The organism is Labrys methylaminiphilus subsp. lupini (genome assembly GCF_051161885.1).
In the GTDB taxonomy this organism is placed as follows: domain Bacteria; phylum Pseudomonadota; class Alphaproteobacteria; order Rhizobiales; family Labraceae; genus Labrys.
On record NZ_JBMDIH010000001.1, the window covers coordinates 3,371,631 to 3,391,647 of the forward strand.

Annotated in this window: 18 protein-coding genes; 14 read left to right on the top strand and 4 right to left on the bottom strand. The window is 64.6% G+C overall.

Annotated elements, in window-relative coordinates; all coding sequences use genetic code 11:
- Positions 1–14 precede the first annotated feature (14 nt).
- Both ACN6KF_RS15925 and ACN6KF_RS15930 read left to right on the top strand, forming a co-directional pair.
- Positions 15–1,310: an extracellular solute-binding protein gene (locus ACN6KF_RS15925; protein WP_434957772.1), complete on the top strand. Its 1,296-nt coding sequence runs from the start codon at positions 15–17 to the stop codon at positions 1,308–1,310.
- A 158-nt stretch (positions 1,311–1,468) separates the two neighbouring features.
- Positions 1,469–2,374, top strand: a complete 906-nt coding sequence (locus tag ACN6KF_RS15930; protein WP_434957773.1) for a carbohydrate ABC transporter permease — start codon at positions 1,469–1,471, stop codon at positions 2,372–2,374.
- Positions 2,375–2,382: 8 nt separating this feature from the next.
- On the opposite strand, the gene ACN6KF_RS15935 is transcribed toward ACN6KF_RS15930, so the two are convergent.
- The 3 genes from ACN6KF_RS15935 to ACN6KF_RS15945 all read right to left on the bottom strand — a co-directional run bounded on the left by ACN6KF_RS15935 (position 2,383) and on the right by ACN6KF_RS15945 (position 5,345).
- A complete protein-coding gene (locus ACN6KF_RS15935) occupies positions 2,383–4,266 on the bottom strand; it encodes an AsmA family protein (RefSeq protein ID WP_434957774.1) in 1,884 nt (627 codons plus the stop codon).
- A complete protein-coding gene (locus ACN6KF_RS15940; protein WP_434957775.1) occupies positions 4,263–4,577 on the bottom strand; it encodes a hypothetical protein in 315 nt (104 codons plus the stop codon). Before ACN6KF_RS15940 ends, ACN6KF_RS15935 begins: the two co-directional genes overlap by 4 nt.
- A gap of 93 nt (positions 4,578–4,670) precedes the next feature.
- Positions 4,671–5,345 (bottom strand): polyamine aminopropyltransferase, encoded by a 675-nt coding sequence (locus ACN6KF_RS15945; protein WP_434957776.1) that lies wholly within the window; start codon positions 5,343–5,345, stop codon positions 4,671–4,673.
- Positions 5,346–5,610: 265 nt separating this feature from the next.
- Here ACN6KF_RS15945 and ACN6KF_RS15950 point away from each other — a divergent pair, with 265 nt between their 5' ends.
- The 11 genes from ACN6KF_RS15950 (at position 5,611) to ACN6KF_RS16000 (ending at position 17,804) form a co-directional block, all read left to right on the top strand.
- Positions 5,611–7,692 (top strand): acetoacetate--CoA ligase, encoded by a 2,082-nt coding sequence (locus tag ACN6KF_RS15950; protein ID WP_434957777.1) that lies wholly within the window; start codon positions 5,611–5,613, stop codon positions 7,690–7,692.
- 145 nt (positions 7,693–7,837) lie between these two features.
- On the top strand, positions 7,838–8,239 hold the full coding sequence (locus ACN6KF_RS15955; protein WP_434957778.1) for a DUF2946 family protein: 402 nt from the start codon (positions 7,838–7,840) through the stop codon (positions 8,237–8,239).
- 89 nt (positions 8,240–8,328) lie between these two features.
- On the top strand, positions 8,329–9,699 hold the full coding sequence (locus ACN6KF_RS15960) for a PepSY-associated TM helix domain-containing protein (RefSeq protein ID WP_434957779.1): 1,371 nt from the start codon (positions 8,329–8,331) through the stop codon (positions 9,697–9,699).
- 92 nt (positions 9,700–9,791) lie between these two features.
- A complete protein-coding gene (copC, locus tag ACN6KF_RS15965; RefSeq protein WP_434957780.1) occupies positions 9,792–10,184 on the top strand; it encodes a copper homeostasis periplasmic binding protein CopC in 393 nt (130 codons plus the stop codon).
- On the top strand, positions 10,184–11,065 hold the full coding sequence (copD, locus tag ACN6KF_RS15970) for a copper homeostasis membrane protein CopD (protein WP_434957781.1): 882 nt from the start codon (positions 10,184–10,186) through the stop codon (positions 11,063–11,065). Before copC ends, copD begins: the two co-directional genes overlap by 1 nt.
- Positions 11,066–11,166: 101 nt before the next feature.
- Entirely contained in the window at positions 11,167–11,796 is a 630-nt protein-coding gene (locus tag ACN6KF_RS15975) for a hypothetical protein (RefSeq protein WP_434957782.1), read from the top strand.
- Between the two features lie 90 nt (positions 11,797–11,886).
- Positions 11,887–12,600 carry a type 1 glutamine amidotransferase gene (locus ACN6KF_RS15980; RefSeq protein ID WP_434957783.1) on the top strand — a complete coding sequence of 238 codons (714 nt, stop codon included), beginning with the start codon at positions 11,887–11,889 and terminating at the stop codon, positions 12,598–12,600.
- A 120-nt stretch (positions 12,601–12,720) separates the two neighbouring features.
- Positions 12,721–14,187: an FAD-linked oxidase C-terminal domain-containing protein gene (locus tag ACN6KF_RS15985; protein WP_434957784.1), complete on the top strand. Its 1,467-nt coding sequence runs from the start codon at positions 12,721–12,723 to the stop codon at positions 14,185–14,187.
- Positions 14,184–15,362 carry a glycolate oxidase subunit GlcE gene (gene glcE, locus ACN6KF_RS15990; RefSeq protein WP_434957785.1) on the top strand — a complete coding sequence of 393 codons (1,179 nt, stop codon included), beginning with the start codon at positions 14,184–14,186 and terminating at the stop codon, positions 15,360–15,362. Before ACN6KF_RS15985 ends, glcE begins: the two co-directional genes overlap by 4 nt.
- Positions 15,363–15,364: 2 nt before the next feature.
- Positions 15,365–16,660, top strand: a complete 1,296-nt coding sequence (gene glcF / locus ACN6KF_RS15995) for a glycolate oxidase subunit GlcF (RefSeq protein ID WP_434957786.1) — start codon at positions 15,365–15,367, stop codon at positions 16,658–16,660.
- Positions 16,661–16,766: 106 nt separating this feature from the next.
- Positions 16,767–17,804 carry an alpha/beta hydrolase gene (locus ACN6KF_RS16000; protein ID WP_434957787.1) on the top strand — a complete coding sequence of 346 codons (1,038 nt, stop codon included), beginning with the start codon at positions 16,767–16,769 and terminating at the stop codon, positions 17,802–17,804.
- Positions 17,805–17,969: 165 nt separating this feature from the next.
- Here ACN6KF_RS16000 and ACN6KF_RS16005 read toward each other — a convergent pair whose 3' ends face one another.
- Entirely contained in the window at positions 17,970–18,359 is a 390-nt protein-coding gene (locus tag ACN6KF_RS16005) for an ArsR/SmtB family transcription factor (protein ID WP_434957788.1), read from the bottom strand.
- Positions 18,360–18,439: 80 nt separating this feature from the next.
- On the opposite strand from ACN6KF_RS16005, the gene ACN6KF_RS16010 reads away from it, so the two are divergent.
- A complete protein-coding gene (locus tag ACN6KF_RS16010) occupies positions 18,440–19,888 on the top strand; it encodes an MFS transporter (RefSeq protein WP_434957789.1) in 1,449 nt (482 codons plus the stop codon).
- Positions 19,889–20,017: the final 129 nt, after the last annotated feature.

Below are 20,017 nucleotides of genomic sequence, written 5' to 3' on the forward strand. Positions count from 1 at the left end.
AGAGGGATAGAGCCATGATCTGGAACGAAAATCGCCTGAAGACGACCCTGCTGGCGGCTGCCGGCGCGGCGATGCTGCTGGGGGCGTCGCTGTCGTCGGCCGCCGCCGAGACCGTCACTCTGCGCGCCCTGATGGAGGACGTACCGGAGACCAAGATCATCGAGGCATTGCTGCCGGAATTCGAAAAGAAGACCGGCATCAAGGTCGAGTTCGAGAAGATCGGCTATCCCGACATGCACGACAAGCTGGTGGCCCAGCTCACCGGGCCGCAGAGCTACTACAATCTGCTGGAGGTCGACTTCCTCTGGGCCGGCGAATTCCCCGCGGCCAACTGGCTGGTCGACCTCAAGCCATTGGCCGAAAAGAGCAAATACGACCTCGGGGCCTTCATCCCTTCCACCATCGAGTTGCTCGGCGGCAGCCAGGACAAGCTCCATCTCATACCGATGTACAATTATTCGATGGGCCTGCTCTATCGCAAGGACCTCATCGCCGACGAGAAGCTGAAGGCGGCCTATAAGAACGCCACAGGCAAGGAGCTCGCTCTGCCCGCCACGCTGGAAGACTATGTGGCGATCTCCAAATTCATGAAGGCCAATGCCAAGGTCGCGGGTGCGGCGATGCAGGGCCAGCGCGGCGATCCGAACAGCATGGAATTCTCCAACTATCTGTTCTCGGCGGGCGGGGCCTATCGTGACGCTGGCGGCAAGGCCAATTTGAACACGCCGGAGGCCAAGAAGGCACTCGACCTCTATGTCGACAATATCCAGAACGGAGCCCAGCAGGGCGCGATCTCGGCCACGCTCGACGACACCATGCGCCTGATGTGTTCGGGTTCGGCCTTCAGCATGGTGACCTATTGGTGGATGCTGCCGCAGATGGACGATGCCGCCAAATGCCCGACGGTGGCCGGCAAGGTCGGCCTTGCGGTGATGCCCGGCGGCCATGGCGAGAGCGGCGGCTGGGGCTGGGGCATTCCCAAGAACACCACACCGGAAGAGCAGGAAGCGGCCTGGACCTTCATCCAGTGGGTGCAGAGCAAGGAGGTCTCGGTGAAGCGGGCCCTGCAGGGCCACGCGCCGGTGCGCAGCGATGTCTACAAGGACGCCGAAGTGCTGAAGAAATACCCCTTCTACCAGACGGCCGAATCCGTGGTGGCGAGCGGCAAGTCCTTCCCGATCTTCACCTATTCGGCCCAGTACGAGGACGTGCTCGGCACGCAGCTCTCGCTTGCGGCCGGCGGCCAGGCGACATCCGAAGCGGCCCTGAAGGCGGCCTCGGACGGCTTGCAGCAACTGCTCGACAAGTGACCTTCTTCCGGCGCGGTCCTTCGGCCGCGCCGGTTCTACAGACCTGAGCAAAGTGCGATTCTCTAAATTGCATCTTTTCTCTAAATCCTTGTTTTGACGCGTTTTCTTGATCGAAAAGTCTATCAACTTTTTTGGAAAACGCTCCAGTGGTGTAACAGATGAGCGCGATGGGATTGGCCGGACGCAGCCGGGAATGGCGGATCGGATGGGCTTTCGCCCTGCCCGGCCTCTTGCTGCTCGCTATCGTGATGGGCTTTCCCCTCGTTTATGCCTGTATCCTGTCGATCTCGTCGATGACGCTGATCAAACCCAGCCTGATGCCGCTGGTCGGCTTCAAGAACTTCGCGTCGATGCTGGCCGACCCGTTGTTCTGGAACGCCCTATGGCTCACGGTACGCTATTCGGCCATCACGGTGATCGGCGAATTCGTGATCGGGCTTGGCATCGCCCTGATGCTCAATCGCACCGTGCACATGAAGCCGGTCTATTTCGCCATCCTCACCATCCCGATGGCGATGTCGCCGATCTCGGTGGCGCTGATCTGGCGCATGCTGCTGCAGCCAAATCTCGGTATCGCCAACCATCTGATGGAAAGCTTCGGCCTACCCCGGCTCGACTGGCTGGGCACGCCGGGCATGGCGCTGTGGACAATGGCGGCCATCGACATCTGGCAGCAGATGTCCTTCGTGGTGCTGATCCTGGCCGCGGGCCTTGCCGCCCTGCCGCGCGACCCCTACGAGGCGGCCGAGGTCGACGGTGCCAGGGCCTGGCAGCAATTCTTCTACATCACCCTGCCAATGCTGCGGCCGGTGGCGGCCATCACCATCATCATCCAGCTCATCAACGAATTCCGCACCTATGACCTGCCCTATGTGCTCACCAAGGGCGGGCCCGGCAACGCCACCGAGGTGCTGAGCTTCTTCGCCTATCGCCGGGCTTTTCTCGGCCTGTCGCTCAATGAAGGTGCGGCAGCGGCCTTCGTGCTGCTGGTGATCGTGCTCGTCCTCACGGTGATCTTCTTTGCCGTATTGGAACGCTCGCAAGCCAGCGAATCGGGGCGCTGAAACGTCTCCTACTGCGCCGCCGAGGCAGGTGGATTCTTGCCGGTGTCCTGCGTGACGTCACGGCCCGGCCGGATGAAGCTGCGCAGCAGAGGAGCGGCGGCACCCGAACGGCGGATCAGCGCCTCGGTATCGGGCTCGACCACCGGCACCTCCCACCCCCCATAGACGCGGAAAGGCAGTCGGAAGGGATTGGCGGCATCGGCGTCGCTCCAATTGGCCACGCCAGCCATGTCGAGGCTGCGCAGGGCGATATTGGCATCCCCCGTCAGCGAAACTGAAAGGGAGCCGTTCTCCATGCGGCAGTCGGCGGTCTTGGCCATGCCGTCGGCGATTTTGAAGCTCGCCTTGGCAAGGTCGAAGGTGGTGCGGCCGCCATAGGAAGATTCAAAACGGGCAGAGAGCGGCCGCCGCTCGATCTTCTGCATCAGGCTGGCGAGATCGATGCCGACTAAAGAGCCTCCGGAGACGCTGATATTGGCCTGTCCCTGCAGCGAGCGCGACAGCTCGGCGATGGAAGCGCCGGTGCCGTTCACCGCCATCGTTCCCGTGCCGGTTCCTTCCAGACGCCGAAAGGCGAAGAGATCGCCCAGCGCACTGCCCATGTCGATGCCTTCGAAGCTGGCAGTCGCGGCGAGTACGGTCATTTTGTCAGCGGGCTTGAGCGCGATATTGCCCTTGAGCGTGCCGCCATAGGCGACAGCCTCGCTGAGGGCGAGTTCGAGCTGGCCGTTGCGGGTGGAGACGGTGGCCGCAGCACGGCCGAGATGGACCTTGTCGATGGTTGTCTCGCCGGCGGAAATGCGCAGATCGAGATCACTGACCAGCAGACTGTTGATGCTGATATGATCGGCACGCCATTTGCGTGGCCGACCGTCCGCGAGCTGGAGTTCGTTGGAATAGGCACTCAGATCGAGCGTATCGGCGGCAAGCGTGCCGCTGACCTTCGGGCGCTCCCTGCCGAATTCGACGGTGAGCGAGCCTTCGGCTTCATTGCCGTCGAGCGAGAGTTGCACCTCGTTGAGGGAAATGGCGCTGCGGTCGAGCGACAGCGGCGACTGCAGGTCATAAGCGGCAAGGCTGTGTCCGGCGGGCAAGGCAAATCCGAGCCAGCGCAGCGTGTCACGCAGCGAAGCGCCGCTGGCCGAGACCTTGCCGTCAAGCCGCCCCTCCCCGTCCAGCATGCCGCTGGCGGCAAGGTTGAGCGTGTCACCCTTGATGCGTGCCCGCAGATCCGACTTGCCGCCGGCAATCAAGCTGGCGGGATCGGCAAGCGCCACGGCGATCTCGGTCTCACGGTCACGCCAATTGATTATGCCGGCCGCCGACATCGCGTCACTGCGGCCCGCCCAGGCGAAAGTAACATCGCCGACCGAAACGGAGGTCGCCCGGCCCGAGGCATTGTCGTTATAACGAATGGTGCCGTCCACGAGCCGGATGGTCTTGACCGGCATCGGCTTGTCGAAGTGCCCGGCAGCCGCCTCGGCCAGCACACCTTCCTTGAATTCCCAAGAGCGCGCGCCACCCTTGCCCGCGGTAAGGCCAATGCTGGCGCGCTTGAGCATCAGGCTTGATATCTCGATGCGTCCGATCACCAGCGGCGCCAGGCGGAGCGTGCCCTGCATCTTGTCGGCCACCAGCAATGGCGGCAGGCCCTCCTGCCCGGACAAGCCCTCCTGCCCGGGAATGGTCACCTTCTCGATCATCAGCGTCGGCAGCGGCGCCCAGGCCAGATGCACCTGCCCCTCGATAATGGGCGTGCGGCCGGTCAGGGCGACGATTTCGCGGGTGAACGTGTCACGCAACACGCTTTCCGGCGTCAGCCAAGGAACGGTCAACACCAGTGCAACAAGCGCAGCGGCGATAGCGGCCAGGGATAGCCCAATACGCTTCATGCCGTTTCCGCGCCTCGCTCGATCAAAGAGTGGTTGGTGACATTTGCCATGCGCCCGGGCGACGGAGCTGAATCACAAACTCGATCCATTATAAATGGCAGTCCATCATGGTAAAAGCGAGGCTTGGTTGTGGCAAAGCCGCCATGCGGGAAAAGCGGCGCAGCAGGTCGTCGACCAAGCACAGTTTTCTGGCGCGGTCCACGGATGCGTCGCGCCTGAAAACTCTGCAAATGTTCGATATTTTGCAAATTCCTCCTGATCGTGCCCATGGGCACGATCAGGAGGAATTTGCTTAGACGGGTACGATACAATCGCGTGCCTCCAATCCCGCCATGATGGGTCGGCATGGTTAAGAAAGCCGGAAGAGAGAGGCACCGTGTTCGGCCCTGCGGCTCGTGCATTTCTCATCCGGCAGGCGCGCCGATCACATATACCACGTGAAACGGCTCCTGCCCCGGTTCCCCAAGCGATACCCGCTCGCGCCGCCAGGGCCATGCCGAGGCCACCAGATTGGCTTCGAAAGCCGCCGACTGGGTGGCCGACCACAGGCCGGCGATACCGCCCGGTGCGAGGGCCCGAACAATGCGGGCAATTCCCTCGCCTGAATAGAGCGCGTGGTTCGGCTCGTGCACCACATAATCGGGGCCGTTGTCGGTATCGAGCAGGATGGCATCGAAACCGCCGGGCTTAGCGGCAATGATATCGGCGACGCTACCAGTGTGCACGATCACGCGGCCGTCCGCCAGCGGATGCTCCGCGAGCGGGGCAAGGACGCCCCGATTCCAGGCGACGACCTCGGGCAGGAGTTCGCAGACCAGGATGCGCGCCCGAGGGCCGACGGCGTCGAGCGTCGCCCTCAGCGTGTAGCCCATGCCGAGGCCGCCGATCAGGATGCGCGGTTCCTCCTCGCCCAGACACTGGCAGACGGTTCGAGCCAATGCGATCTCCGAGCGGGGATCATGGTTCGACATCAGCTCCCAGCCGTTGAAACGGATGTCAAACAGACCGCCGCGCCGGCGCAAGGCGATCTGGTCGCCATCCGCCGTCACCACGCTGTCGAGTTCCGTCCAGATCTCCATCGGCCCTGCTCCCCGGCCCGAGAAGCGGCCCTTATAGCAAGAGTAATGGCAAAGGGGCGGTCTTTGGAGCGGTCGGGATGAATATCGCCGAGCCTCACCGGCACGCCTTCTTTGGCAAGCTCGAGATAAATACATGCCTTGCCGATATCCCGGCGAAACCATCAAGCCTCTTCCTTAGCGAGCAAAATCGTCATACTGCAGTTGCGAAGAGCGATGCGCGCTGTGGCTTAGGGAAGCGCCGAAGCAAAGGGAAACAGCCGAGGACATGGTCAAGGAAACCACTGCCAAGGAAACCACCAGCAAGGAAACGACGGCCAAGGACGACAAGGCCCGGAAACCATCCAAGCCAGTGTCCGACGAAGCGCTGGCGGATGCCGCAGAGGCGCCTGCCGAACCGGCCGACGACAAGCCGTTATGGATCCCCTCGCCAGCGCGTGTCGCGGGAACGCAGGTCGCGGCCTTCATCGCCACCGCCAATGCCCGGCATGGCCTGTCGCTGAAGACTTATCACGACCTGCATCGCTGGTCCGTCGAGAGCGCCGCCGACTTCTGGAACCTGATCTGGGACGACAGCGGCATCAAGGGCGAGAAGGGCGAGCGGCTCACCAGCGATCTCGACGACATGCTCAAGGCGCGCTTCTTCCCGGATGCCAGGCTGAATTTCGCCGAGAACCTGCTGCCGCGCAGCGACGACGAGCCCGCCTTGATCTTCCAGGGTGAGGACAAGGCAAGCCTGACCCTGAGCTGGCGCGAGCTCACCGACCTCGTCTCGCGCCTGCAGCAGGCGATGCGTGCCGAGGGGGTCCAGGTGGGTGACCGTGTCGCCGCCATGATGCCAAACCGTCCGGAGACGGTGGCAATCATGTTGGCAGCCGCCTCGATCGGCGCAATCTTCTCCTCCTGCTCGCCCGATTTCGGCGAGCGCGGCGTGCTCGACCGCTTCGGTCAGATCGCCCCCAAGCTGTTCTTCGCCATCGACGGCTACTGGTATGCCGGCAAGCGCATCGACAACGGCGCCAAGGTGATCGCGATCGCCGCAGAACTCGGCTGCAAGACGGTGGTGGTGCCTTATCTCGGCGAGGCCGAGACGGTGGCGGCCAAGATCCCGGAAGGCACCACACTGGCCATCCTCACCGCGCCCTACCGGGCCAAGCCGGTGGTATTCGAGCCGCTGCCCTTCAACCAACCCCTGTTCATCCTCTATTCCTCCGGCACCACGGGCGTGCCCAAATGCATCGTGCACGGCGCCGGCGGCTCGCTCCTGCAGCTCGTCAAGGAGCATCGCCTGCAATGCGATTTGCGGCCGGGCGAGCGCAGCTTCTACTTCACTACTTGCGGCTGGATGATGTGGAACTGGCTGATCGCAGGCCTGGCCAATGGCGAGACGCTGCTGCTCTATGACGGCTCGCCCTTCCACCCCGAGGCGAGCGTGCTGTTCGATTTCGTCACACGCGAGAAGGGCGTGATGTTCGGCACCTCGGCCAAATATATCGATGCGGCCCACAAGGCCGGGCTGAGCCCGCGCCAGACTCACGACCTGAGCGGGCTGAGGCTGATGACCTCGACCGGCTCACCCTTGTCGCCCGAGGGCTTCCGCTGGGTCTATGAGGAGGTGAAGGCCGATCTCCACCTCGCCTCCATCTCGGGCGGAACAGATATCGTCTCCTGTTTCGTGCTGGGCGATCCCACCGGGGCGGTGTGGTCAGGCGAGATCCAGGCGCCGGGCCTCGGCATGGCGGTCGACGTGTGGAACGACGACGGCAAGAGCGTGCGCGAGGAAAAAGGCGAGCTGGTGTGCACCCGTCCCTTCCCCTCCATGCCGGTGATGTTCTGGAACGATGAAGGGGGCCACAAATACCGAGCGGCCTATTTCGAGCGCTTCGACAACATCTGGCACCATGGCGATTTTGCCGAATGGACGGTTCATGGCGGGCTGATCATCCATGGCCGTTCGGACGCCACGCTCAATCCGGGCGGGGTGCGCATCGGCACCGCCGAACTCTATGCCCAGGTGGAGAAGATCCCGGACGTGCTGGAATCGCTCGCCATCGGCCAGGATTGGGAAGGTGACGTGCGCATCGTGCTGTTCGTGCGCCTGCGCGAGGGCGTGGCCCTGGACGATACCCTCATCGACCGCATCAAGCGCCAGATCCGCACCGGTGCCTCGCCACGCCATGTGCCGGCCAAGATCATCGCCGTCGCCGATATCCCGCGCACCAAGTCCGGCAAGATCACCGAGCTTGCCGTGCGTGACATCGTCGCCGGCCGCACCGTCAAGAACCAGGAGGCCCTGGCCAATCCCGAGGCGCTGGCCCTCTACAAGGACCTGCCGGCGCTGAGGGATTGACCCCCGCGGGTCGGCATGCACCGACTCGGCTTAAGATACGCGACAAAGTTGTTTCTTGCCGGGCCGAGCCCGGCAATGACAAGATGATCATGGCGCCGGCATTCATCCGGCGCGCCTCGGCAAGACCCATCAGGAACCGGCAGCAGTGCTCGCTTCGCGCATAAGCAGGGACATCACGAAGGCCGCCATCACGGCCCTCGCTGTCTATGCGCTGCTGGTCAACAGCCTGCTGATGGGCGTGCTGATGGCCCCGCAATTGCGGGCCGACACACTCGACCGCAATCTCGCCGCGCTCGAAATCGTCTGCGCCGGCGACGGCATGGGCATCACCGATGCGGGGTCTGGCCCGCCCTTAGACCATCGCGGCCATGAGGCCGAGTGCTGCATACTTTGCCCCGGCTTCGGCGGGCCTGCCTCGCCGGCCGGCATCGACCTGCCGCGGCGCCTGGCCGTCCTGGCGGCCCTCGCCCCCTGGGCGGCGGACACCCACATTCCTCCTTCCCTGCATCGCACGGCCGCCCAGCCGCGCGGACCACCGATGGCGTGACCTGAGAACGACCTCCCTTTTGTTTTCGGCCTGACGCCGTACGCAGCCCCTTGGCTATGCGCGGGCGAAGGGCAACTCAGGACACAACCATGACCGTCTCCCATGGCGCGGACGCCCTCGCGGTCGCTCCGCCTTCGCGCCTGTCGCTACAGCGCGCCATCTGGCGCTGGCATTTCTATGCCGGCCTGCTTTGCGTCCCCTTCATGATCCTGCTGGCCGTCACCGGCTCGCTCTATCTGTTCAAGGACGAGATCAACCACACGCTCTTTGCCTACCGCACCATCGTCGCCAATCCCGGTACGCCGGCCTTGTCGCCGGAAGAGCTGGTCGACAAGGCCCTCGAAGGCAAGCCCGAGGCCGCCGCCACCGCCTATACCGAACCCGCGGACGCAACTTCCTCGGCCAAGGTCACCTACAAGGACGACGGCGGCAAACATTATGTCTACCTTGATCCCTATAGCGGCGCGGTGCTCGATACCGTGCGCGCCGACCGTGAGCCGATGTGGCTGATCAAGAAGATCCACAGCCTGGAACTGTTCGGCACCTTCACCAACCGGCTGATCGAGGCTGTCGGCGGCTTTGCCCTCATCCTGGTGACGACGGGGATCTATCTGTGGTGGCCCCGCGGCCAGAGCGGCGGCGTGGTGAGCCTTCGGGGCACGCCGGCACGCCGGGTGTGGTGGCGTGACCTCCACGCCGTCACCGGCGCCTTCGCCGGACTGGTGATCTTCTTCCTGGCGGCAAGCGGCCTGCCCTGGGCCGGGTTCTGGGGCAAGCAGCTCAATGGCTTCGCGACCCAGGCGGGGCTGGGCTACCCTACCCAGCTCTGGGACGAGACGCCGACGTCCACCGTGCCGCTACAGGACGTCGTCAGCAAGGCCGGCTGGACGGTGGAGAATTCGCCGGTGCCGCAATCTGCCCAGCCCTACACCCGCGCGATCGGGCTCGACCGCGCGGTTGCCGTCGCGCGCGGTTTGGGCATCGCACCCGGCTTCGAGACGGCGCTGCCGACCGAAGAAAACGGCGTCTACACCGCGGCGATCTTCCCGGACGAATTGGCCAAGGAGCGCACCATCCATATCGACCAATATTCGGGCAAACCGATCGTCGATCTCAAATTCGCGGATTTCGGCGGCGTCGCCAAGGCGATCGAATTCGGCATCAACGTGCATCAGGGCCAGCAATGGGGCCTCGCCAACCAGCTGGTGATGCTGGCGACCTGCCTTGCCATCATCCTCGCCAGCGTCTCCGGCGTGATGATGTGGTGGAAGCGCCGCCCGAGCGGCAGGCTCGGCGTGCCGCCCTATCCCAGCGATCCCCGCGTCTATCGCGGCCTGTGGATCGTGGCCAACGCCGTCGGCCTCGCCTTTCCCATCACGGGGCTCGCCATCGCCGTGATGGTGGCGCTCGATCTCCTGGTCATCCGCACCGTGCCGCCTTTGCGCCGCGCCTTTGCCTGAACGGCGCCATTCGCAGCTTCGAGGCGGCGGGGTCTGCCTTCACCGCCTCGCTATCGCTTCCATCCTGCCCCGCCGATGATGGCGGACTAACCATGAAAGTTCACATCATGTCTCTCATGCGCAATCTCTCGCTTCTTTCGCTCACCGCCGCCCTCAGCCTGACGGCAGCCGGCTCGGCTCTGGCCCACGCCCATCTGAAATCCGCGGCACCGGCCGACAATGCCGTGGTCGCGGCTGCGCCCGCCGCATTGGAACTGCATTTCAGCGAAGGCGTCGATCTCAAATTCTCGGGTGTCAGCCTGACCGGTCCGGATCAGAAAGCCGTCGCCACCGGCGATCCCACCCATTTCGGCGATGACGAGGCCAGCCTCTCCGTGCCCGTTACAGCCAAGCTCGCGCCGGGCAAATATACGGTGCAATGGCATGTCCTTTCCAAGGATGGCCATAAGGTCAAGGGCAGCTATTCCTTCGACGTGAAGCCCTGATGGATCTCGAAGCCGCTCTCCAGGCCTGCCGCTTCCTGCATTATGCCGCAGCGATGGCCCTGTTCGGCACCAGCGCCTTCCTCGCCATACTGGCGCCGAAGGAACTGGCCGAACGGCTCGGGGAGCGGTTGAGAATTATACTGGTCGTGGCGGCAGGCCTTGCCGCCGCGACCATCCTGGCTTGGCTCCTGCTGAAAACCGGCGAGATCGGTGACGGTTGGGCCGACACGCTCGATCCAGCCCTGATCACCTCGGTGCTGACCGACAGCAGCTTCGGTCGAGCCTGGCAATGGCGCCTCGTCTTTGCCGCGTGTCTGCCAGCCGTGTTTCTGCTTGGGCCGCGCCGGTTGCCCGCACTTGCCCTCTGCTCGGGCCTGCTTCTCGCCAGCCTGGCCTTGACCGGTCACTCCGCCATGCTGAGCGGCTGGCCTGGCCTGCTGCAGAGGGGCAACCACATGCTGCATCTGCTCGCGGCAGGCGCCTGGCTCGGTGCCCTCATCCCTCTCCTCCCTTGCCTGATCATGCTCGGGGATGCCTTTCCTGCCCCTCCCGCCACCCAGGCGCTTCGCCGTTTTTCGACCGCCGGCCATGTCGCGGTGTCGCTCGTGGTCGTCACCGGCATCGCCAATACCACCCTCGTTCTCGGCCGCGCACCGACGGATTGGTCCTCCCCCTACCAGGCCCTACTCGCCGCCAAGATCGGCCTCGTCGGTGTCATGATCGCGATCGCCCTGATCAACCGTTACTTCCTTGTTCCCCGAATCCGCCTGGCGCGGACGAGGTCGCTGCGGCTGCTGAGCTGTCTCACCGTCGCGGAATTGCTGCTCGGATCCGGCGTACTCGTCCTCGTCAGTCTCTTCGGCATGATCGAGCCGACTTGACAGGCACGCCGTATCACGGTTTGCCTTGCCGGAGAGCTGCCCTCGGGGGCAGAGGCAGTCGAAGGCAGGGCCGGATGCCGGGCAGGAATACAACAAGCGGAGTGCTCAGCCTCGCCGGCCGCCTCATCGGAGCCCTGCTGCTTGCCCTGCTGGCGACCTCCGCCTTCGCCCATCGCCAGACGTCCGATGGCGATGGTACGGGGGCAGGCATTCCCATCCCCAATCTCACCCATGGCCAGATGGCTGTCATCGCCGACAATATGCCGGCGATTCTCGCCGTCGCCGACCGCCAGACCGGCCTCGACGAGACCGCGCGCCGGCTACGCGCCTTCGTCGACTGGCAGTATTTCTTCTGTTTCCGTGGCCTGGTACCCGGCAGCCTGAAGGACGAGGAAAGCCCCTTCAACGAATGCAGCCATGCCTATCTCGCCGGCACCCAGGCCCTGCTGCTCGAACTCAGGCAGACCCGCGGAGACCGCGCTGACGTGCGCGCCCTCGTCGACAAGGTCGGGCTCGACATGGTCAGGAACAATGCCGCACTGGTGCTTTGCCGTTTCAGCGGCGAGGCGTTCAACACTGCCGACGTCGTATCGCCGCGCTGGAGCGAGGTGCCCGCGCATCCGCCAAGCCTGGCAACCTTCGGCGGCTTCGCCTTTCTGGTCGGCGGTGTCCTCTGGCTCGGCCTGCGGCGACGCACCGCGCCTGTTTCGGGGCCTTTGCCGGCCGGATGAGGGTTTCGGAGCGACAATAGGGCTTGCACGAAGCGATGATTGCTTGTCGGATGGTCTGACCATTCGATTATTGACGGCTTTCATCCCGCCATGCGCATCCTCGTCCTCCAGCATCTTGCCTCCGAGCATCCCGGCATTTTCCGCTCCTTCTTCGCCCGCGACGGCATCGAATGGGATGCCGTCGAACTCGACGAAGGCGGCACCATCCCCGCGCTCGATCCCTATGATGCGCTCTGGGTCATGGGGGGTGCCATGGATGTGTGGGACGTCGACCAGTTTCCCTGGCTGGTCGAGGAGAAGCGTGTCATTCGCCGCTGGGTGCGCGAGCTCGGCAAGCCCTATCTCGGCATCTGCCTCGGCCATCAGCTTCTCGCCGACGCGCTTGGCGGGACCTGCGGGCCGCAGACACCGCCCGAGGTCGGCGTCTTCGATGTGGATGTAACGGAAGCCGGCCAGGCCGACCTGTTGTTCGAAGGCTTCGCGCCGCGCTTCCGCGCCCTGCAATGGCATTCGGTGCGCGTCGCCCAGCCGCCCGAGGGCGCCGCGGTGCTGGCCTCTTCGCCCCTTTGCCCGGTTCAGGCCATTCGTGCCGCGCCACGGGCCTGGGGCATGCAGTATCATGTCGAGGCCGAAAACGCCGCCGTGCAGCAATGGGGCTGCGTGCCCGAATACAGGACCGCGCTCGAGCGCACCAATGGCGAAGGCGCCATGGAGCGCCTGCAGGCCGACATCGCTGCCCATGCCGAGGGCTTCGAGGCCAACGCGGCCATTGTCTATCGAAATTTCATGCGGCTCGCGCGATAATGGCGGCAAAAATTCAATAAAGCATGCATGGTTACTACCTTGAGGCCGTAAAAATGGCCCCTGGTAGGGCCTGACACATCGGCGCGATGCCGGATTCGGCATCGCTGGAGGAAACCAACCATGCCTGAAGGCACGCCATCGACCACCGGCATTCCAATGCCGCCTCCCGACCCCGCCATCCTGGCGCGGCGGCAGGCTGTCATCGAGGGCCTGGCCAAGCTGGTGCCCGCGGCGAACCTGATCATCAGCGAGGACGAGCGCCGCGCCTATGAGACCGACGCCTTCACCGCCTATCGGGCCGTACCGCTCGCCGTGGTGCTGCCCGAGACCACCGAGGAAGTCGCGGCGATCCTGAAATTCCTCAACCAAGAGGGCGTTCCCGTCATCCCGCGCGGCGCCGGTACCTCGCTCGCCGGCGGTGCCCTGCCCCAGGCGGACGCCGTGGTCGTCGGCCTCTCCAAGATGAGCAAGGTGCTGGAACTGCGTTTGCCGGACAGGCTTGCGCGCGTGCAGGCCGGCATCACCAATCTCGGCATTTCCGGCGCCGTGGCGCACGAGGGCTTCTTCTACGCGCCCGACCCTTCCAGCCAGCTCGCCTGCACCATCGCCGGCAACATCGCCATGAATTCCGGCGGCGCCCATTGCCTGAAATATGGCGTCACCACCAACAACATCCTCGGCGTACGCCTGGTGACGATGGCAGGCGAGATTCTCGACATCGGCGGCGACGCCATGGATGCCGACGGCTATGACCTGCTCGGCATCGTCATCGGCTCAGAAGGCCAGTTCGGCATCGTCACCGAGGCGGTGGTGCGCATCCTGCCGATGGCCGAGGGCGCCCGGCCCATGCTGGTGGGCTTTGCCGCACCCGAGGAGGCGGGGCGCTGCGTCGCCGCCATCATCGCCTCTGGCATCATTCCCGTCGCCATCGAATATATGGACAGGCTCGCCATCGAGATCACCGAGGACTTTGCCCATGCCGGCTACCCCCGCGATGCCGGCGCCATGCTGATCATCGAGGTCGAAGGTTCGGACGCCGAGATCGACCGGCTGCTCGACCTGATCTCGACCATGGCGCGCCAGCACGGAGCCACCACCATCAAGATCTCGAAGTCGGAGGCCGAAAGCGCGGCGATCTGGAAGGGACGGAAATCGGCTTTCGGTGCCACCGGCCGCATCGCCGACTATATCTGCATGGATGGCACCATCCCGACCGGCCAACTGCCGATGGTGCTCAAGCGCATCGATGAGATCACCGCAGCCCATGGGCTGCGCGTCGCCAACGTCTTTCATGCCGGCGACGGCAATCTGCATCCCCTCGTACTCTACAATGTCAACGACGCCGACCAGCGCGAAAAGGCCGAGGCCTGTGGCTTCGACATCTTGCGCCTATGCGTGGAAGCCGGCGGCTGCCTGACCGGCGAACACGGCGTCGGCATCGAGAAGCGCGACCTGATGCGCGAGCAGTTCGATCAGGTCGATCTCGACCAGCAACGCGACCTCAAGCTCGCCTTCGATCCCAAATGGCTGCTCAACCCGGCCAAGGTCTTCCCGCTCGACATGAAGCCGGGAGGCTGGGCGGCATGACGGCGTTCTCCCCTACCAGCGAAGCTGAGCTGGCCGGCATCGTCACCGAGGCCTTCCGGAACAAAATTCCACTCGCCGTGACCGGCGGCGGCTCGAAGGCCGGCATCGGCAGGCCTGTGGATGCCTCCGCCATCCTGGAAACACGCGGCATCACCGGCATCACGCTCTATGAACCGACCGAGATGGTGATCGGCGCCCGGGCCGGCACCTCCCTGGCCGAGCTCACCGCAACCCTCGACGCCCGCGGCCAGATGCTGCCCTTCGAGCCGGGCGACTGGCGCCGCCTGCTCGGCACCGCCCCGACCGAGCCGACGATCGGCGGCCTGGTCGGCGCCAATCTCTCCGGTCCGCGCCGGATCGTCACGGGTGCCTGTCGCGACAGCCTGATCGGCGTCCGCTTCGTCAACGGCAAGGGCGAGACGGTCAAGAGTGGCGGACGGGTGATGAAGAACGTCACCGGCTACGACCTGACCAAGCTGATGGCGGGATCCTGGGGCACGCTGGGCATCCTTTCCGAGGTGATCTTCAAGGTCCTGCCCAAGCCGGAGGCCAGCACCAGCCTGGTCTGGCAAGGTCTTGACGACAACCAGGCCATCGAACTGATGTCCTCGGGCCTCGGCAGCCCCTTCGAGGTCTCGGCCGCCGCCCATGTCCCGGCCGACCTCTATGCCGGCACGGCTCTGACCGCGCTCCGGCTGGAGAATTTCGAAAGTTCCGTCGCCTATCGCCGGGACCAGCTTGGCCGCCTGCTCACGCGCTTCGGCGACCATGCCGTGCGCGACCGTGACGATTGCTGCAGTTTCTGGTTCGATATCGCCGATGTCGCGCCGCTGGCGCAGCAGGACGGCATGATCTGGCGCCTCTCGGTGGCCCCTTCCAAGGCTGCCGCCCTCGGGGCCTCGCTGCGCTGGCTCGGCGAGATCAAGCTGTTCTACGATTGGGGCGGCGGCCTGATCTGGCTGCTGGCCCCCGAAACGACGGAATTTTCCAAGGCGATCGTCTCGGCAACCAAGGCCGAGGGCGGCCATGCCATGCTGATCAAGGCCAGCGCCGACTTCCGGGCCGAGGCCTTCCATTTCGGCGCTCAGGAGGGCCCGCTCGCCGCCCTGAGCGCCAGGGTGAAGCAGGCCTTCGACCCCGCCAACATCCTCAATACCGGGCGCCTGGGAGGCTGACCGTGCAGACGAATTTCTCGCTCGCCCAACTCGCCGATCCGCATATGAAGGAATCCGAGCAGATCCTGCGCACCTGCGTGCATTGCGGCTTCTGCACCGCTACCTGCCCAACCTATGTGCTGCTCGGCGACGAGCTCGATTCTCCGCGCGGGCGCATCTACCTGATCAAGGACATGCTGGAAGGCGGCAAGCCGGCCACGGCCGAGGTGGTCAAACATGTCGACCGCTGCCTGTCCTGCCTGTCCTGCATGACGACCTGCCCCTCGGGCGTCAATTACATGCATTTGGTCGACCACGCCCGCGCCCATATCGACAAGACCTATCGCCGCCCGGCCAGCGAAGCCCTCTTGCGCACGCTGATGGCCAAGGTCCTGCCCAACCGCCGGGCCTTTCGCTGGAGTATGGCGCTGGCGCGGCTCGGCCGTCCCTTTGCGGGCCTTGCGGCGAGGCTTCCCCAGGGCAAGCGGCTGGCCGCCATGCTGGCTCTCGCACCGACGTCCCTGCCATCAGCCTCCTCTGCCACACGCCCCGGCAGTTTCGCGCCGAAGACCGCCAGGAAAGGCCGCGTCGCGCTCCTCACCGGCTGCGCCCAGGCCGAGCTCGCCCCCGGCATCAACGAGGCCGCGATCCGTCTGCTCAACCGGCATGGTATCGAGGTGGTGCTGCCCAAGGGCGAAGGCTGCTGCGGCGCGCTCGTCCACCACATGGGCAAGGAAAAGGACGCCCTCGCCTACGCCAAGGCCAATATCGACGCCTGGACGGCGGAAATGGCCAAAGGACTCGACGCCATCCTGATCACTACGTCGGGATGCGGCACCACCATCAAGGATTACGGCTTCATGCTGCGCGGCGACCCCGCCTATGCGCAGAAGGCGGCCGCGGTTTCCTCCATCGCCAAGGACATCAGCGAATATCTGGAGACGCTGCCGCCCCTGCCGGTGACGGTCGAGACCGGCCAAAGCGTCACCTACCATGCGGCTTGCTCGCTGCAACACGGCCAGCAGATCAAGACCGCGCCCAAGACCTTACTCAAGCGCGCCGGTTTCCAGGTGAAGGAGGCGGCGGAGGCCCATCTGTGCTGCGGCTCGGCCGGCACCTACAACATGTTGCAGCCCGAGATTTCCGAGCGCCTGCGCGAACGCAAGCTCGGTAATATCGCCGCCACCAGGCCACAGATCATCGCCGCCGGCAATATCGGCTGCATGACGCAGTTGGCGCTGGGGACCACGACGCCGATCGTGCATACGGTGGAACTCCTGGATTGGGCGACCGGAGGACCGAAACCGAAGGGGCTGTAATTCCTGGGATCGCAGGCTTCCAGCCTGCTCTTGCCTTGCCTGCATGCGCGATGTTTCCAAGAGCAGGCTGGAAGCCTGCGATCCCAGGACAAGGATGGAGAACTCGATGACGAAGCTCGGCAGCCTGTTCCTCGCCATGCTCCTTGCCTTGACTGCCAGCGCCTTCGCTCAGGACGAGCGGTCTCCCAACGAAAAGCCGGTCAAGGTCATCGCCGACGGGCGCATTGCCGTTCCCGGCGGCGGCGAACTGCCGCTCTATGTCTCGGCGGACTGGTCCAAGCCGTTGCCGCAGATCGATCGCGCCGTCCTGGTGCTGCATGGGAGGCTGCGCGATGCGGATGTCTATTTCCGCTCCGCCCTCAAGGCCCAGGCTGCCGCCGGGCCGGCAGGGCAGACAGCCTTGATGATCGCGCCGCAATTTCTCGCCAAGACGGATGTGAAAGCCTTCGACCTGCCGCCCGATATCCTGCGCTGGACGCTGACGAGCTGGCAGGGTGGCGAGGATGCCCTCGGCCCCAGGCCGGTCAGTTCGTTTGCAGCCCTCGACGCCATCCTGGCCCGCCTCGCCGACCGTCGGCTGTTCCCGCATTTGCGGGAAGTGGTGGTCGCCGGCCATTCCGGCGGTGGGCAGGTGGTGCAGCGCTACGCCATTGCCGGCAAGGGCGAAAGCACCCTAGTCGCGATGGGCATCGGCGTGCGCTATGTCGTCGCCAATCCCTCTTCCTACGCCTATTTCTCGTCTGAACGGCCAGCGCCTGATGTCGCCGCTTCCTGCCCGGGCTTCGACGACTGGAAATACGGCATGCAGGCCCGCCCGGCCTATCTCGCCTCCCCCTCGCCGGATATGCTGGAGAAGACCTATATCGCCCGGCGCGTGATCTATCTGCTCGGCACGGAGGATACCGATCCCAATCATCCCGCGCTCGACAAGACCTGCATGGCCGAAGCCCAGGGTCCTTATCGCCTGGCCCGCGGCGAGGCCTATGTCTCGACGATGCGCCAACGCGACGGCGGTACGCCCCGTCACAGCCTGTGGCTGGTGCAGGGTGTGGGCCATAGTGGCGACAAGATGCTGACGTCGTCCTGCGGCCTCGCCGCCCTGTTCGACCTGCCGGGCTGTCCGACAGCGAAGGCGTCGCCCTGAAGGCTGTTTGCTTCCGCTCTCACGACAGCCACGTTTCGGCCATCACCGAAGCATCCCAGTCTCCGCGCTGCTAGATTCGAGCATCTCAAAAGCATTTCGCTCTCGGAGATCTCCCATGCGGTATACTGAATTCCAAATCTCTGCGCAGCTCTCGAAAGCCCACTCTCAACTCGGTGTGGCCTCGACCTCGGCAACGAGCCAGGCTAGAAGGCCGGGAAATTTCGCCTCGATATCCGCCCGGCGCAGATAGGTCTTACGGCAATTGCCATAGTCGACCATGCCGATCAGGCCAGCCTCGCGCAGCATGCGGAAATGATAGGTACGGGTCGCCTTGGTCACCGGCAAGCCAAAGGACGAGCAGCCGATCTCCGTGCCATCGGGGGCAAGGACGAGCGTCGCCACCACGCGTCGCCGATGCGGATCGGCAAGGGCTGCCAATACAGGGCCGAGAGTGATCTCCTCGCGGCTTGGAGGATCGTCCTGGTCAGGTATTGCCGCCTCCGTTGCGATCCAAGCCCCATCCGAAGAAGTCGTCCCGCGTTGGCTGATTGCCAATGGGTGCACTTCCAGGTATGAATAATATCATACTTAAATGACATCGCAGATGCGATAAATTTTCAAGAAGAGATTTCATCATGACAAGCCTGCAGCCGGCTGTATCGGAACCATGCGCAGCAGGAAGCGAGCCGGTTTGGGCCTCGGCAGCCGGGTCGACCGGTTCCGGACTCGGCAGGCCGATCCGCCCAGCGGCTCGGCTGACCGCTCTCAGCCTCGGGGTCGCGCTGGTGCAGCTCGACGTCAGCATCGTCAATGTCGGCCTCGACCAGATGCGCGGCCTGATGGCGGGCGGCGTCGCCGGGCTGCAATGGGTGGTGAACGGCTATACGCTCGCCTTTGCCGGGCTCCTGCTCACCGGCGGCGCGCTCGGAGACCGGTTCGGTGCCAAGCGCCTCTATCTTCTCGGTCTCGCGCTGTTCACGCTTGCCTCGCTCGCCTGCGGCCTCGCACCGAGCGGCACCACTCTCATCGCCGCTCGCGTGCTGCAGGGCATCGGCGCCGCCCTGTTGATGCCTCCTTCGCTGGCCCTGGTTGTTCATGCCTATCGCGACCCCTCCGAGCGCGCCAAGGCCATCGGCGTCTGGGGCTCCGTCGGCGGTCTTGCCATGGTGGCCGGCCCCGTCCTCGGCGGACTGTTGATCGCCCTGTTCGGCTGGCGCAGCATCTTCCTGATCAACCTGCCCGTCGGCCTGCTCGCCCTTTGGATGGCGTATCGCTTTACCGAGGAGACGCGCGAGCGCCATGCTCGCGCCATCGATTTGCCGGGCCAGGTTCTCGGCATCATCACCGTGGTGGCGCTGACGGCGGCGATCATCGAGGGAGAGCCCCTGGGCTGGAGTCACCCTGTCATTCTCGGCGCTGTTGCCGTCTTCCTCCTGGCGGGCGCACTATTCCTGGCCGTTGAATCCCGTACGGCGGAACCCATGATGCCGCTCAGCCTGTTCCGCAACCCGATCTTCACGGCCGCAGCCCTGGTCGGTACCCTGCTCAATGTCAGCTTCTACGGCACCATCTTCCTGCTCAGCCTGTATTTCCAGGATGGTCTCGGCATGTCGCCACTGAACGCAGGCCTCGCCTTCCTGCCGATGACCGGTCTCATCGCGATCACCAATATCCTGTCGGGACGCGTTGCCGTGCGTTGGGGCAATCGGTTGCCCATCGTGCTCGGCCTCGCGATCGACACTTTCGGTTTCGTCGTCCTCGCGCTGCAGCTGCGAGGTGATGCCGGCTACGGTCATATCTGGTGGCCGCTGCTGCTCATCGGCTGCGGCATGGCGCTCGCCGTGCCCGCCATGATCGGCGCCCTGCTCGCCACGGTCGAGAAGACCCGGGCTGGTATTGCCTCCGGCGTTCTCAATGCCCTGCGTCAAACCGGAGGAGCGGTCGGCGTGGCGGTGTTCGGCGTGATCGGCGCCGGCGGCAGCTCCCTCTCCGGCATGAGCACGGCGATGTGGGTTGCCGCCATCGGTCTCTTCATCGCCCTGCTGCTCGGCGCGTCGTGCATCAAACGAATGCCCACGCCATAAGGCAGGCTTTCATGCCTATGCGGCCGTCTCCGTTGTTCGACGAGGAGGCTGTGTGGAGAAGACAAAAACTGTGCCGAGACGAGCCAACTGGTGAGCTTCACACAGAATCCGTTGCAAAATTCAGATGCA